Origin of the sequence: Microbispora sp. NPDC049633 (assembly GCF_040675265.1) — a bacterium.
Classification (GTDB): Bacteria; Actinomycetota; Actinomycetes; order Streptosporangiales; family Streptosporangiaceae; genus Microbispora; species Microbispora maris.
Genome location: NZ_JBFAOO010000021.1, coordinates 45,723 through 59,962 on the forward strand (window position 1 = coordinate 45,723; position 14,240 = coordinate 59,962).

A 14,240-nucleotide genomic window follows, 5' to 3' on the forward strand; every position below is an offset into this window, starting at 1 on the left:
CGGCGGCCGGGTGAACGGGCATCAGGTGTCGTACTTGCCGCTATCCCATGGTTCGGTGAAGGCCATGTAGCCGCCGGGCTCGAGTATGACCCACCATGCGTCGTCGTCTTCCTCCGGCTCTCTGGGGATCAGGCCGAACGTCGTTCCGAACCGCTCGATCGCGAAGGGTTCGACCTCGATGCGGGTGAACGTGACCTCGCCAAGTTCCTTCAGCCGCGCGTCGTACGCCGCCCGTCGCGCCGCGCGGTCCATCTGGGCTCTGGGACCGAAAGCATCGATTCTGGCCTGCAGGAACCGGCCGTCGGCGTCGAAGAGGTATATGGCGACGAACTCCTGACCGTCGTCCTCGCCGCGGATGGCCGGTTCGAAGGGCGTGGTGAGGAAGAACTGCCTCCCATCAGTTGTGCGTCCCACATGCTCCGCATGGTGATGATCGTGATTGATGGCAATGTGGCTCGGCGGTCCGATCCTCATCAAACTGGTTTCCTCCTCGCTTCGATGGTGGGAGCAGTCGTGATCGCTGCGCCGGCACCATGTTCCCCGGCAACCTCACCTCGGTGGTCGCCATCGACGCTTCGCATCTCCCGTTCCTCTTCATGCCTGGCCGGGTCGCGGGCAGGCATGACGGGCTGGGCCGAGTCAGTCGACCAGGCCGGCGCGGTAGGCGGCGATGGCCACCTGCACGCGGTTCGTGACGGCGAGCTTGTCGAACAGGTGGGAGATGTGGCTCTTGACCGTGGCCTCGCTCATGTGCAGGCGGGCGGCGATCTCGGTGTTGGAGTGGCCAAGCCCGACCTCGACGAGCACCTCGCGCTCGCGGCCGGTCAGGGCCTCCAGCCGGGCGAGCGCGTCACGGCGGCGCCGGATGGGCTGGTCGATGGTGAGCCGGTGGATCAGCCGCCGGGTGACCTGCGGGGACAGCATCGAGTCGCCGCCGTGCGCGAGACGGATCGCCCGGATCAGGTCGTGCGGCGAGGTGTCCTTGAGCAGGAACCCGCAGGCTCCCGCCTCCAGGGCGGTGAAGACGTGCTCGTCGGTGTCGAACGTGGTCAGGATGATCACCGCGGGTGCCCGGGAGAGCCGGCGGATGGCCGCGGTGGCGGCCAGGCCGTCGTACCGGGGCATCCTGACGTCCATCAGGACGACGTCGGGCCCCAGGCGGCGGACCGCGTCGACGGCCTGGTTGCCGTCCTCGGCCTCGCCCACGACCTCCACGTCGGGTGCGGACTCGATGATGAACCGCAGCCCGGCGCGGATCAGCGACTCGTCGTCAACCAGCAGTGTCCTGATCATGTGATTCCCTCGGGGATGCGTCCGCGGCGTGCCACGGCAGCCGGCCCTCAAGACGCCAGCCTCCCGCATCGTCCGGCCCGCCGCGCACCGTTCCGCCGATCAGCCGGAAACGCTCCGCCAGGCCCACCAGACCGACCCCGGCGCCGGTCTCCAGACTCGGCTGGGACGATCGTCCGTTGGCGACCACGATCGTGACGCCGTCTTCCCTGCTCCCGGTCGCCGTGACCGTGACCGGGGCCCCGCGGGCGTGCTTGTGCGCATTGGTCAGGCCCTCCTGGACGAGGCGATGGGCGGCCCTGGCCGTTGCCGGTGGCCACGTGCCGATATCGCCGTGCAGGGTGACGGTCCCGCCGGCCGATACCCAGGAGTCCACCAGCCGCCGCAGGTCGGGGAAGCCGTCGTCATCGCCGGGCCCGGCGCGCAGCATGCCAAGGATCTTGCGTAGCTCTTCGAGCGCCTCCTGCGCGCTGACCCTGATCAACGCCGCCTCCCGCTCGACACGCTCCGGCCCCGCGCTCGCGTTCACCTCCAGGCCGCCGGCATGCAGCGAGATGAGCGTCATCTTGTGCGCGAGCACGTCGTGCATCTCCCGGGCGATCCGGCCGCGCTCAGCGGACCTCGCCCGCTCGTGGCGCAGACGCTGCTCGGTCTCGGCGCGTTCGGCGCGCTCGCGCAGCGATCGGGTCAGCTCGCGGCGGGTGGTGACGTACGCCCCAGCGGCCAGCGTGGCCCCGGTGGCGGTCGCCGCCGCGATCAGCGCGTCCGTGCCCAACCGGCCGCCGTCCACCCACTGCTGGGCCAGGAACCCCGCCATGCCGATCGCCGCCAGCGCGAGGAAACGCGTGCCCGCGCCGGAGAACAGGCTGATCAGCAGCGGCCCCGGATTGCCCGACAACACGTACGCGCCCGCCCCGGCGACGGCCACCGCGACCGGCCACCGGCCCCGGAACCACACCGCACCCGTGCCCGCGAGCCCGGCGGCGGCGATGACGGGACGCGGCAGCGGCGCCCACGGCGTCTTGACCGCCAGGACGGTGAGGAACAGGCAGAGCGCCACGGAGGCCGCGCTGATCGCGTGCGGCCCGAGCGCGGCCACCCGCCGCAGCGCCGTGCGGTACGACAGCATCGCTTCAGCGTAGCCAGGGCGGCGGCGCGCCACCTCATACCGGCGTCGATGCCGTACGCCGGGCGGTCTCCGACTTTCGTCGCATACGCCTATGGCCGCGATGGCGATGTGGACGCGCCCCCGCCGGCCGCATCGTGGATGGCCTCGACAAGGTCAGGAGCCGTCCCGTGTATCTCTTCCGTTCGATGCTCGTCGCGGTGTGCGCGGCGCTGACGATCCTCATGGTCCTCGTGCCGCGCCCCGCCGCGGCAGCTACCGATCTTCCGGACGAACGTGCGCTGGCAGAGTTCTTCGACGCCGCGATGGCGGACGGGTTGGCGGCCAACCACGTGCCGGGCGCGGTCGTCTCGGTGGTGGGCGGTGGGAAGACGCTCTTCAGCAAGGGGTACGGACTGGCCGACGTCGAGAACCGCAGGCCTTTCGACCCGGAGACCTCGATGGTCCGGATCGCCTCGATCACCAAGCTGTTCACCTGGACCGCGGTGATGCAGCAGGTTCAGCAGGGCACGCTGGACCTGAAGGCGGACGTGAACCGCTACCTCACCGCGTTCCGGATCCCCGCGACCTACCCCCGGCCGATCACGCTGCAGGACCTGATGGACCACACGGCCGGGTTCGAGGACCGCACGATCGGCGTGGGGTCGCGGAGCAAGGACGACGTGCCGCCCCTGGCGGACCACCTCGCCGGCGACATGCCCGCGCGGGTGCGCCCGCCCGGCGAGGTGTCGGCGTACTCGAACTACGGGGCGGCGCTGGCCGGACACATCGTGGAGCGGGTGAGCGGGCAGCCGTATGACGAGTACGTGCGCGACCACATCCTCGACCCGCTCGCGATGCGGCACAGCACGGCCGCCGAGCCCGTCCCCGCCCCCTTGGCCGCGGATCTGGCGCGCAGCTACGACTACGAGGGTGGGGCGTATCAGCGCAAGCCGTTCGTCTTCGACAACCTCGCCCCCGACGGGTCGATCAGTGCCACCGCGAACGACATGGCCCACTTCATGATCGCCCACCTGCGCGACGGGCGCTTCGGCGACCGGCGCATCCTCGACGAGCCGACGGCCAGGCTCATGCACCGGCGGACGTTCGCGGCCGATCCGCGCATCGACGGGTACGCCCACGGGTTCAAGGAGCAGACGCTCAACGGGCATCGCGTGATCATGCACGACGGCGGCTGGGAGGGCTTCCAGAGCGCGTTGCTGCTGGTGCCCGACGCCGACATCGGCCTGTTCGTCTCCACGAACAGTATGAACGGGGGCGACGCCATGACCACGATCATCCCTGCCTTCTTCGACCGCTTCCTGCCCGGAAAGCGTGCCGTGCCCGAAAAGCGTGCCGTGCCCGGCGGCGGTGCTCCCGTCATGCCGGTCGAAGGCTTCTACAAGCTCACCCGGTCCGCCGAGTCCAGCATCGAGAAGGTGGTCGCCCTGACCGGCTCCACCCGGCTGCGGGTGGAGGGCAGGAAGCTGACCTTCCGGGGCTCGACGTGGAGCCCGCTGGGGCCCGGGCTGTATCAGCAGGACGGCGGCACGCAGCGGCTGGCGCTGGTCACCGGCGGGAGCGGTGTCGCGTACGTGGCCACGGACGGCCCCGCCTACCAACGCGTCTCCTGGTGGGACACCCCGCCGGTCAACGTCGTCATCGTCCTGCTGTTCGCCGTCACCGCCCTGACCGCCGTACTCGGCCTGCCGGTGGCCGCTGCGGTCCGCCGGGCCAAGAAGCGTCCCGTTTCGCGTGTCTGGCGCGCCGGGCGTGTCCTGACCGGACTCGCCGCCGCGGCCGGACTGGTGTTCGTGGTGCTGTTCACGCTGGTCCTGACCGGCGACACGAGCATCCTGTACGGCGTGCCGGCCAACGTCCAGGTCCTCCTGGTGCTGCCGCTGCTGGTCCTCGCACTCACCGTCGCCGCGATCGCCACCACCGTGAGGGGCTGGCGAGGCGCGGGCGTCCTGGCCCGCGGCCACCAGGTGGTCGTGCTGGCGGGACTGCTCGCCCTCCTCTGGTTCTGCCAGAACTGGAACCTGCTCGGCTGGCACCTGTGACCACTCCAGCTGGCTCAGCAGGCTCTGGCTGGATGGTCCGGGATGGCACGCCGTACCGGTCAGAGGCGGATGCGGGCGGCGATCGGCAGGTGGTCGCTGCCCGTTCTCGGCAGCGCGTGGATGCCGGTCACCGTCATCGCGCGGGTCAGGATCTGGTCGATGCGTGCCAGCGGGGCGCGGGCCGGCCAGCTGAAGGCGAAATCGCGGGGTGGGGCCGCCATCAGCGAGAGGACCGGGCGCAGCCCGCGGTCGTCGACGGTGCTGTTGAGGTCGCCGAGCAGAAGGACGCGGTCGAGTGGTTCGGCGGCCAGCACCGCGCCGAGCCGGTGGGCGCTCTCGTCGCGGCGTACGGCGTCGAATCCCCCTGCACGGATGCGTACCGAGGGCAGGTGGGCGACGTAGACGGCGAGGTCGCCGTGCGGGGTGCGGGCGACGGCGCGCAGCCCGCGGTTCCAGTCCGGGCCGACGTCGTGCGGGCGGATGTCCACCGGGGCCGTCTCGGTGAGAGGAAAGCGGGACCAGAGGCCGACGCTGCCGTGCACCGTCCGATACGGGTACTCGGCGTGCAGCGCGGCCTCCCATGCCGGCAGGGCTGCCGGCAGGAGTTCCTCCAGGCCGATCACATTCGGCCGGGCCGCGATCAGCGTACGCGCCGTGCCGGCGGGGTCGGTGTTCTCGTCACTGACGTTGTGCTGCACGGCGACCATGTGATGTGGCTGTTCTCCCCGGGGTAGCAGGTGTCCGCCGAACTGGGCGAACCAGGCGGCGACCGGCAGCAGCGCGGCAAGCGCACCCGCCGCGGAGCGCCGCCACCAGGCCAGGCCGAGCAGCACGGGAACGGCCAGCGCGAGCCACGGCAGGAACGTCTCGACCAGGCTGCCGAGATGACCGATCCCGTTGGGCATCAACTGAGGGAAGGCCAGGACGGCGGCGGTCAGCACCGCGACAATGACCAGGGCGACACGGAAGACCGGCACGCGGCGATCTTCGCAGACCCCCGCCACTTCCGGCATCGCCTACGTCGCTTGCCCGTGGACGGCGGCACGCTCGACGACGGACGAACGGCAGGCGTCGAGGATTCGGTGAGTGCCCCGGGCCAGGCACGACGCAGATCTACAGCGCTGCCGTCTGCGGCTTTCCGCGGTCGTATCGCATGGACCGGTGTTGCCTCTCACTACTGAGGATCGGCCGGCGAAAAGAGAGAGCCCTGACGCGTCTGGCGGTACCGGGCGGTTGAGCTGCGGGGAGAACTACCGACCAGTTCCACCGTGCCCTCCTCTCGCATGATCGAGAGCCAGCGCCGTACCGTCTGATCCGTGAGCCCAGTGCGCCGGGCCAACTCGGCTCTCGAGAGAATCTCGTCGCCGAGCGCGTCCAGCAACTGCGGACGCCGGTCGGCCCGTGTGAGAGCCGAGGTCCCAGCAGAGGTACGGCCGCGCAGCCGTTGGGACAGTTCGTAACGGGCCCACCGCCGGGTCCCTGTTTGAAGCACGAGCTCGCGCGACACGAGATCCTGCAACTCGGCCGTGGCGACCCGCGAGTCCACGCCGGCTGTGCTCCGGTAGGAGCGGTTGTCCAGGATCTCCCCGTCCCGGAGCATAGCCAGTGCGATGCACTGGCTGTCGGTGAGTCCCCTCTCTCCGAGGCTCTCGATCCATCTCACTGTCTTCTCACTCAGCAACGCGTGGTTGGGAATGGTGACGGTGAAAGAGGAGATCCGGTCATCGAACTGCGGCGGGCTCATTCCGGCTGCCCGGAGCGCGGCGACCATGGCGCGGATTCCGGAACCCCGGTTCTCGCAAATTGTTCGTGTCTCACCTGGGATGGGAACGTCTTCGAGGATCCTCATCAGGGTCGCGTTGCGCGTGGAGGAGATTCCCTCATCGGTGAGGTTGTCGATGGTGACTGGGCCGAACAGGCCGCCGGGGTTTCGGACGGTCAGCTTGTCGGGGTACATCTCGATCTGGATCTGCGTGCCACGGGCAGCGCTGGAGAGGTCCCTGTGGACGAGCGCGTTGACTATAGCCTCTCGTAGAGCGGTTTCGGGGTATTCCCATACGTCCTGTCGGCCGGCTCCTCCGATGACGGCCCTTCTGGACATGTTCCGCCGGACCGCCGCCAGCGCGTCGCGGACCATGACAGGGATGGGGCCCTCAATGGTGACATTGTCCAGGAATCGCGTCCCCGCCGCCGATGCGTCGCCGGTGGGCGGCGGGTAGTGGACGAAGCTGATCATCAGCTGCGGGAAGTGCTCCTGAGGATAGGAACCGAGCGCGATCAGTGCCGCAAGGGAAAGACTGTCCGTGCCATCAGGCCCGGTCACCAGTATCCGGGCTCGTCTGAGCAGCGCATAGCGGTCAAGATCTTTAAAGGCGTACGGCCTACTGGTCCTGACCCGCGCGACGAACGCCTCCAGCATGACCGGATCGAGGAGATCAAGGCCGGTCCCCGGGACACTCTGCTCGTCCTCGCGAGGCTGACCTCGTGAGGACAGCATGATCTGGACCTCGTAACTCGACAGACGCCGGTCACCGTCACCGACGCGGACGAAACTACCCTTGGTCATCCCGGCGCCTCGGTAGAAGCACGGCCGCTGGGCCGGATCCAGTTCAGGAATCTCCGCGACGACGAGCTTCACGCCTTCGAAATGATGGACATGGATCAGCGGTCGCAAGGCGGGCTCCATGTCGGTGGAGCAGAGCGAGGCCAGATCGTTGGAGAGCTTCAGGGCATCGTGCACCCCGGTCGCCGCGAACCCCCTGGTCTCGTCCAGACCGAGGATGAGCACGCCACCGCCGGTGTTGGCGAAGGCCGAGAGGGTCTCCCGGACGGTCTTCGGCAACTCGCGCTGGGACTTCTTCACCTCTACATCGGAGACGTCTCCGCCCAGCGTTCGAAGGTTCCTGATGATCTCGGCTAGCTCCTCGTCTTGCATCATTCTCTCCCCGCCAGCCGGTACGGACGAGACATGCTAACGAGCATGCTAACGAGCATGCTAACGAGCATGCTGGGTCGATATGGAGGATGCCGCGCGGCCTCCAGAGTGACCGCAGATCAACTAGAAGACCGAGGGCGGATGGCCGAAGATCGAAAATGATTGCTGCAGCGCAGGGCGAGGAAAGGCGGCATGTCCACGGTTGGTGTGATAAGTGCCCCCGGCAGGATTCGAACCTGCGGCACCCGCTTTAGGAGAGTGGTGGCCGCAAGGCGGGCTCATATGGTTTGAGCTGTGCGAACACCTAGCGCAGGCGCCAGTCTGGAGGAGATCATCCCGCGCATGTCCCGTATCCCGTTCCTGTCGCGAGGATCACATGAAGGGACGCAAGAGGGGCTCTGCCGGCGCGTCGCTGTCTCGATTACTTCAGCTCACTCCGAAGATCCTTAAGGGACCGATTGTTGTTTTCCCGGTGCCACGCTGACCACCCGTCTGTCTCCTGGCCGATGAGCTTCTTGCAGGCAGGGGAGGGCTTCGTAAACACCTCGCCTGTGCTGATGCGAATGCAACCGCCCGCAAGCACGGTCGCGTAATGGGTCTCGCCGATTCGCGGACGGTTCCACACAAGCCACTCCCGGGCGATCGTGGGCTGGTCGGCCGCCACGACCAAGCGGGCCTAGCTCGTCTTGGACGCCCTGGACATGGGGCTGTGGCGGCGCGACCAGACCGGCCACCCGGCCGGGCCGGGGCTGGTTCATCACAGCGACGCCGGCAGTCAGTACACCTCCTTCGCCTTCACCGCCCACCTGATAGAGGCCGGCATCGACGCCTCCGTCGGCACCGTCGGCGACGCCCTCGACAACGCGCTGATGGAATCGCAGATCGGCTTGTACAAGACCGAGCTGATCAAGCCACGTAAGCCCTGGAAAGGCCTGGCCGACGTCGAAGTGGCCACCGCCGAATGGGTCGACTGGTTCTAGCGCTTCAGTCCGGGACATCACGCCAGGGGGTACCCGTGCGGACCCGCCAGCGGATCCCGTCGATCAACTGCCGCTTGCTGAACAGCGACGGCCGCCTTGAGCGTTTCGGCGCAGGTAGCAGCGGTTCCAGTACCGCCCACTGCGCATCGGTCAGGTCGAACCGCCTCGTTACCACTGAGGTGGCCACGAGGTCTCCGGTCTTCGGTTTGTCTTGGTCGATCAACCAAACACCGGAGACCGCTTGCGTTGTCGATCTACGACCTCTCCGACTCCCCGACGCTCAACCTCAAGCCGCCCCGCCCCCGGACTTTGATACAGGTAGTGCGTACGGGCGCGATTCAGGGATGTGTGTGAAATGATCTGCATCGTGCTGATCACGTCTTCTTTTGGAACGATGTAATGGATTTCCGGATCGGGCTGTTCGGGGGTTTTCGGGTCTCGGTGGGAGGGGTGCCTGTCGTACCGGAGTCGTGGTCTCAGCGGAAGCCCGCGGCGCTGGTGAAGCTGCTCGCCCTGGCACCTGGGCACCGGCTGCGGCGGGAACAGATAATGGAGGCGCTGTGGCCGGAACTCGACCAGCGGGCGGCGGGGGCGAATCTTCGCAAGGCGCTGCATTCCGCACGGCGCAGTCTTGGTACCCACGAAGGGAACGAGCTGATCGTGTCGGTCGGGGATCTGCTGTGCCTGCCTGATGGGACCTCGGTGGATGTGGCCGACTACTGGTCGCTCGTGGCCGTGGCCCGCAGGTCCAGGGAGCCCGACGCGTACCAGGTCCCGATCGAGGTCTATCGAGACGGTCTGCTTCCTGAGGACCTGTACGAGGACTGGGCCGCGGCGCCACGGGAGGAGCTTCGGCTCGACTGGCTGGGCGTCGTCGAGGAGTTCGCCGCGCTGCTGGAAGCGCGAGGCGAGCTGAACCGCGCGGCACGGGCGGTGCAGCAGCTGGTCGCGGCCGATCCCTTGCGGGAGGACGCGCACGCCTGGCTGATGCGCTTGTACGCGCTGGCCGGCCGCCGGGACGAGGCACGACGCCAGTACGCGCGCCTGCGGGAGCTGCTCGACGTGGAACTCGGCGTCGAGCCCCGTCCGGAGACGCAACGCCAGTTCGAGGAGATCAACAGCGGGCAGACGTCCGATCCGAAACTGACAACGGACCTCTGGGAACGGGTCGGCGACCTCCGGGTGCAGTCTGGCGATCCGGCGGGGGCAGTCAAGGCGTTCGGCCAGGCCCTCGCCGACTCGGCGGATCCCGCGGAGGCCGGTCGCATCCACCGCAAATGCGCGAGTGCGTGGTTGATGCAGCACCTGCCCGACGAGGCCGAACCGCATCTGGCCGCCGCGGACGGCCTCGCGCCCGACCAGGCCGAGCATGGGCGGCTCGTCTGCCTGAGAGCGAACCTCGCCTGGGAACGCGGCGACTTCGCCACGGCACGCCGCCTCGCTGAGCGGGCCCATGCCATCGCCCGCGCCGACGGAGACTCGGCCGACGTCGCGGCGGCGCTGGAAGCGCTGGCGTTCATCGCGCACGTCCAGGGGGATTGGCGGCCAGGGCTGCAGGCGCAGATCGAAGGGCTCGCCGGTGTGGCGCTCGGGGTCCGGGTCGCCCGTTTCTGCGACTTCAACCACTGTCTCAGCCAATACCAGCTCTACGGTGACGGGCTCGCCGGCGACGTCGAGGAGTACGCCCGCGAGACGCTGGCCATCGCTGAGCGAGCCGACGCGATCCCGGCGCAGGCGTTCGCCTGGTGCCTGCTGGGCGAGTCGCTGCTGCTGCGTGCCCAATGGGACGAGGCGGAGGCGTGCCTGGAACGGAGCTGCGAGCTGTACGCGCCGCTGGGAAGCCGTTCGGTCGCGCTGCCGTGGCTGCGGCGGGCGGAGCTGGCCGCCTGCGGGGGCGCGCACGACGACGCGGCGATCTATCTGAAGCGCGCGGCGGCGATCGCGACCGTAACCCCGATGGCCCGCCATGCGTGGGCCCGGCTGCATGCGACCGCGGCCTTCGCCGCCCTGGAGCGGGACAGGCCGGAGGAGGTGCTCCGGGCGGTACGCGCGACCCAGAGCGCGGCGGCCCGCTACGGCGACTGCCCGACCTGCAGCGCGCTACTCCACCCGGTCGGCGCCCAGGCGTGCGCCCTGGTCGGCGATCGGGAGGGCGCGCACGCCCACGCCGCGGCGGCCGCCCAGTTCGCCGGCTCCTTCGCGAGCTCGGCCTGGAGCGCGATGGCCGAGTCTGCGGCGGCGAGCGCCGCAGTCGCGGACGGCGACCTGTACGCGGCCCGCGAGCGGTTCGAGTCGGCGGCCGCGCTCTATGCGGAGGTCGGGCATTCCTTCTGGGCCGACCGGGCGACGGCTCAGGCGAACAGTGTGCGGGACGGCCTCGAGCGAAGGAACGTTCAGGGAACGCGGCCGTCCTAGTGTCTTCGACGACAGGGCGTCCGGCTTCACCCGGAAGCAGGACGCTCCTCTCGAATGGAGACTGACGATGGGCCTGACCATTGGTGACACCGCCCCCGACTTCGTCGCCGCCACCACGGACGGCGTGATCCGGTTCCACGACTGGATCGGCGACTCCTGGGCCGTGCTCTTCTCGCACCCCAAGGACTTCACCCCGATCTGCACGACCGAACTCGGCTACATGGCTGCGATCAAGGGTGAGTTCGACCGCCGCGGCGTGAAGATCATGGCGCTGTCGGTCGACCCGGTCGACAAGCACGCCGCCTGGGCCGCCGACATCGAGGAGACCCAGGGCACCGCGCCGAACTACCCGATGGTCGGTGACGCCGACTTCACCATCTCCAAGGCCTATGGGATGCTCGGCGCGGACGTCAGCGGGGACCCGGCGGACCGTACGGCCGCCGACAACCAGACCGTGCGCGGCGTCTTCGTGATCGGCCCGGACAAGAAGATCAAGTTGATCCTGCTCTATCCGATGACGACCGGCCGCAACTTCGACGAGATCCTGCGAGTGATCGACTCCCTGCAGCTCACCGCGAGACACAAAGTGGCCACGCCGGCGAACTGGACGCAGGGCCAGGACGTCGTCATCGCGGGATCGGTCTCCAACGACCAGGCCAAGGACCTCTTCGGCGACTGGGACGAGCCCAAGCCCTACCTTCGGATCGTCCCCCAGCCGAAGTGATCTGACGGATTCGAGGAAATCTCAGGAAAGTAGCGCAGACCATGCGGATCCTCGTGCTCGGCGCCGGTTTCGGTGGCCTGGAGCTGACGGCCCGGCTCTCGGAGGAACTGGGGGACGACGCCGACATCGTCTTGATCGACAAGTCCGAGGGCTTCGTTTTCGGCTTCTCCAAACTCGATGTGATGTTCGGCCGCACCACCGCCGAGGCGGTGCGGCACCCCTACGCGGACGTCGTCCGGCCCGGCGTGCGGTTCGTCCAGACCACCATCCGCGCCGTCGACCCCGAACGGCGGCGCGTCGAGACCGACGCGGGGCCCTTCGAGGCCGACGTGATGGTCGTCGCCCTCGGCGCCGGCCTCGATCCCGCGGCGACGCCGGGCCTCGTCGAGGCGGGCCACGAGTTCTACACCGTAGAGGGCGCGTTCGCGGTCCGGGACGTCCTGCGCGACTTCCCCGGCGGCCGGGTCGTCGTGGGGGTGACCTCGACCCCGTTCAAGTGCCCGCCCGCGCCGAGCGAGACCGCGCTGATGGTCCACGACTTCCTGGTGGAACGCGGCCTGCGCGACACTTCCGAGATCGCGTTGGTCATGCCGCTGGGCGCGCCGATCCCGCCGTCCCCGGCGGCGTCGCAGGCGCTGCTGGCGGCGTTCGCCGAACGTGGTATCGCCTGGCATCCCGATCGCCTCGTCCGCGCCCTCGACCCGCGACGCCGGGTGGCCGTACTCGCCGACGGTGGAGAGATCCCCTTCGACCTCTTCCTCGGCGTGCCCGTCCATCGGGCGCCCGACGTCGTCCTGAACTCCGGGATGTGCGTCGACGGCTGGATCCCCGTAGACCCCCTCACCCTGGAGACCGCCTACCCCGATGTCTACGCGGTCGGCGATGTCACCAGCGTCGGCACCCCCAAGGCCGGTGTCTTCGCCGAAGGCCAGGCCGCGGTCGCCGCCGACCAGATCATCGCCCGGCACCGCCGCGGCGAATCCGCCGCGGCCTACGACGGGACGGGTGTCTGCTACATCGAGTTCGGTCACGGCCAGGTGGCCCGCGTCGAAGTGACCTTCAAGACGGGCGAACGCCCTCACGGCCGATTCGACCACCCGTCCGCGACGTCCGCGGCGGACAAGTCCGTCTTCGGCTCCAGCCGCATCCGCCGCTGGTTCAACCGCGACTGGACCACCTACTGACCGATATGCCCTCTTATCCGGACCAGCGATCATGAGCCTGGCCTGGAGCACCCGATCACGAGGCGACAACGCCGACTCGCACGCCGCTCGCGCATGCCTCAGGCCCGCACCTGAGCCATCTTCCAGACTCCTGCGGCCATGCCTCCAGAGCAACTCAAGATCGTCCAGCTTGCTGGGCCTCGGTCGCGCAGCAGCGGCCACCCCAGCAGGCCGGCGAACGGGAGATCGCGGCCCGCGCATCAGTGCTCGCGGAAGTCGTCGGTCTACTGGACGACTGCCGGTTACTTGTATGACCCATCGATGTGCCCGACGGCGGACAATGTCCGCAGATCCAAGGAAGAGCACCATACTGAGACACCCATTGTCCGTCATCCTCGCCACCCTCTCCGCGTTACTCACCGCCACGCTCATCGCGCCCACGGCGCAGGCCGCACAGCCCGCCGGCCTCAACTCGGCCACCGACGCCACGGTGGCGGCCAGCGGCTGGTCCGGCTACGAGAACCTGGGAGGCGAGGACCTGCGGGACACCCCCGCCACCGCCTCCTGGGAGCCGGGCCGCCTCGACCTCTTCGCCCGCAGCTCCGACGGCACCCTGCAGCACATGTGGTACGACAACGGCCGCCGGTACGCCTGGGAGAATCTGGGCGGCAACCTATGGTCCTCGCCGGCCGCCGTCTCCTGGGGAGTCGGCCGCCTCGACATCTTCGCCGTGAGCTCCGGGGGGCGCCTGATCCATCGGTGGTACGACAGCAGCGGCGGCTGGTCGGCCTGGGAGGATCTGGGCGGAATGTCATCGCTTGACACCCCCGCCGTCTCCTCCTGGGGCCCCGGCCGCCTCGACCTGTTCGTCCGCGGCTCCGACGACGCCCTGCGACACCGGGTCTACGACAACGGCGGATGGTCGGCCTGGGAGAACCTGGGCGGCGTGCTGGGGTCCCCGCCGGCGGCCGTCTCCTGGGGGCCCGGCCGGATCGACGTCGTCGCCGGGAGCCGCCGCCGCACGATACTCCGCCGGTGGTACGAGAACGGCAGCTGGTCCGCCTGGGTCACCGCCCCGGTTGTGGAAAACGTCCAGCCGTCCATCGCCTCCCCGGGACCCGGCCGGCTGGACGTTGTCGCGCTGGCCTACGGCTACGGGCTCCGGCACCAGAGGTACGAGAACGGCAGCTGGTCCAACTGGCTGAACGTCCGCGGCGACGGCCCTCCGGCCCTCTCCTGGGGACTGGGAAGAATGGACGTGTTCGTCACCAGCAGGGGTGTGGTCCAGCACACGTGGTACAGCTGATCAACACCGCACCCCGGCACCCGGCTCCGGCACCCCACGCGACGGCACCCGCCCCTGGCCGGCCGTCGGCACAGGCCGCAGGCTCGTACCTGACCCACGCCTGATGCGCGCCGGTGAAGCCCGAACGGAGTAAGACACCCGGTGGTGGGGGGGGGGGGGCGGCCCCGGGCCCCCCCGCCCCCCCCCCCGCCGCCAGGCCGGCGGGGGGGGGGGGGGCGGGGGGACCGCGGGGAAGGAAAGACACGAGGCCCCATCAGGT

General features: G+C 69.2%; 12 protein-coding genes and 1 pseudogene. 6 read left to right on the forward strand and 7 right to left on the reverse strand.

Annotated elements, in window-relative coordinates; genetic code table 11:
* Nucleotides 1-21: 21 nt before the first annotated feature.
* The 3 genes from AB0J39_RS08400 to AB0J39_RS08410 all read right to left on the reverse strand — a co-directional run bounded on the left by AB0J39_RS08400 (nucleotide 22) and on the right by AB0J39_RS08410 (nucleotide 2,419).
* Nucleotides 22-474 (reverse strand): hypothetical protein, encoded by a 453-nt coding sequence (locus AB0J39_RS08400; RefSeq protein ID WP_363462758.1) that lies wholly within the window; start codon nucleotides 472-474, stop codon nucleotides 22-24.
* A 165-nt stretch (nucleotides 475-639) separates the two neighbouring features.
* Entirely contained in the window at nucleotides 640-1,293 is a 654-nt protein-coding gene (locus AB0J39_RS08405) for a response regulator transcription factor (protein ID WP_363462759.1), read from the reverse strand.
* Entirely contained in the window at nucleotides 1,271-2,419 is a 1,149-nt protein-coding gene (locus AB0J39_RS08410; RefSeq protein ID WP_363462760.1) for a histidine kinase, read from the reverse strand. The genes AB0J39_RS08405 and AB0J39_RS08410 overlap by 23 nt, the downstream gene beginning before the upstream one ends.
* Before the next feature lie 167 nt (nucleotides 2,420-2,586).
* Here AB0J39_RS08410 and AB0J39_RS08415 point away from each other — a divergent pair, with 167 nt between their 5' ends.
* On the forward strand, nucleotides 2,587-4,458 hold the full coding sequence (locus AB0J39_RS08415; protein WP_363462761.1) for a serine hydrolase domain-containing protein: 1,872 nt from the start codon (nucleotides 2,587-2,589) through the stop codon (nucleotides 4,456-4,458).
* 59 nt (nucleotides 4,459-4,517) lie between these two features.
* Here AB0J39_RS08415 and AB0J39_RS08420 read toward each other — a convergent pair whose 3' ends face one another.
* The 3 genes from AB0J39_RS08420 to AB0J39_RS08430 form a co-directional block, all read right to left on the reverse strand.
* Nucleotides 4,518-5,435 (reverse strand): endonuclease/exonuclease/phosphatase family protein, encoded by a 918-nt coding sequence (locus tag AB0J39_RS08420; RefSeq protein ID WP_363462762.1) that lies wholly within the window; start codon nucleotides 5,433-5,435, stop codon nucleotides 4,518-4,520.
* A gap of 197 nt (nucleotides 5,436-5,632) precedes the next feature.
* Nucleotides 5,633-7,393: an ATP-binding protein gene (locus AB0J39_RS08425; RefSeq protein ID WP_363462763.1), complete on the reverse strand. Its 1,761-nt coding sequence runs from the start codon at nucleotides 7,391-7,393 to the stop codon at nucleotides 5,633-5,635.
* 421 nt (nucleotides 7,394-7,814) lie between these two features.
* Nucleotides 7,815-8,057: a hypothetical protein gene (locus AB0J39_RS08430; protein ID WP_363462764.1), complete on the reverse strand. Its 243-nt coding sequence runs from the start codon at nucleotides 8,055-8,057 to the stop codon at nucleotides 7,815-7,817.
* 82 nt (nucleotides 8,058-8,139) lie between these two features.
* On the opposite strand from AB0J39_RS08430, the pseudogene AB0J39_RS08435 reads away from it, so the two are divergent.
* Nucleotides 8,140-8,370, forward strand: a pseudogene (locus AB0J39_RS08435) (integrase core domain-containing protein); the annotation flags it as partial.
* Between the two features lie 7 nt (nucleotides 8,371-8,377).
* Here AB0J39_RS08435 and AB0J39_RS08440 read toward each other — a convergent pair.
* Nucleotides 8,378-8,596 (reverse strand): transposase, encoded by a 219-nt coding sequence (locus tag AB0J39_RS08440; protein WP_363462765.1) that lies wholly within the window; start codon nucleotides 8,594-8,596, stop codon nucleotides 8,378-8,380.
* 227 nt (nucleotides 8,597-8,823) lie between these two features.
* On the opposite strand from AB0J39_RS08440, the gene AB0J39_RS08445 reads away from it, so the two are divergent.
* From AB0J39_RS08445 to AB0J39_RS08460, 4 genes are all read left to right on the forward strand, one after another.
* Nucleotides 8,824-10,788 (forward strand): BTAD domain-containing putative transcriptional regulator, encoded by a 1,965-nt coding sequence (locus tag AB0J39_RS08445; RefSeq protein WP_363462766.1) that lies wholly within the window; start codon nucleotides 8,824-8,826, stop codon nucleotides 10,786-10,788.
* Between the two features lie 67 nt (nucleotides 10,789-10,855).
* Nucleotides 10,856-11,512 (forward strand): peroxiredoxin, encoded by a 657-nt coding sequence (locus tag AB0J39_RS08450; protein ID WP_363462767.1) that lies wholly within the window; start codon nucleotides 10,856-10,858, stop codon nucleotides 11,510-11,512.
* Between the two features lie 41 nt (nucleotides 11,513-11,553).
* Complete coding sequence (locus AB0J39_RS08455) at nucleotides 11,554-12,696, forward strand: FAD/NAD(P)-binding oxidoreductase (RefSeq protein ID WP_363462768.1); 1,143 nt, start codon at nucleotides 11,554-11,556, stop codon at nucleotides 12,694-12,696.
* A gap of 361 nt (nucleotides 12,697-13,057) precedes the next feature.
* Nucleotides 13,058-13,981, forward strand: coding sequence for a hypothetical protein (locus AB0J39_RS08460; RefSeq protein ID WP_363462769.1), 924 nt, complete (start codon nucleotides 13,058-13,060; stop codon nucleotides 13,979-13,981).
* The last annotated feature ends 259 nt before the right edge of the window (nucleotides 13,982-14,240 follow it).

Coding starts and splice junctions, on each gene's coding strand:
- AB0J39_RS08405 (WP_363462759.1), bottom strand. CDS start 1,293: ATGATCAGGACACTGCTGGTTGACGACGAGTCGCTGATCCGCGCCGGG.
- AB0J39_RS08410 (WP_363462760.1), bottom strand. CDS start 2,419: ATGCTGTCGTACCGCACGGCGCTGCGGCGGGTGGCCGCGCTCGGGCCG.
- AB0J39_RS08425 (WP_363462763.1), bottom strand. CDS start 7,393: ATGCAAGACGAGGAGCTAGCCGAGATCATCAGGAACCTTCGAACGCTG.
- AB0J39_RS08455 (WP_363462768.1), top strand. CDS start 11,554: ATGCGGATCCTCGTGCTCGGCGCCGGTTTCGGTGGCCTGGAGCTGACG.
- AB0J39_RS08400 (WP_363462758.1), bottom strand. CDS start 474: ATGAGGATCGGACCGCCGAGCCACATTGCCATCAATCACGATCATCAC.
- AB0J39_RS08450 (WP_363462767.1), top strand. CDS start 10,856: ATGGGCCTGACCATTGGTGACACCGCCCCCGACTTCGTCGCCGCCACC.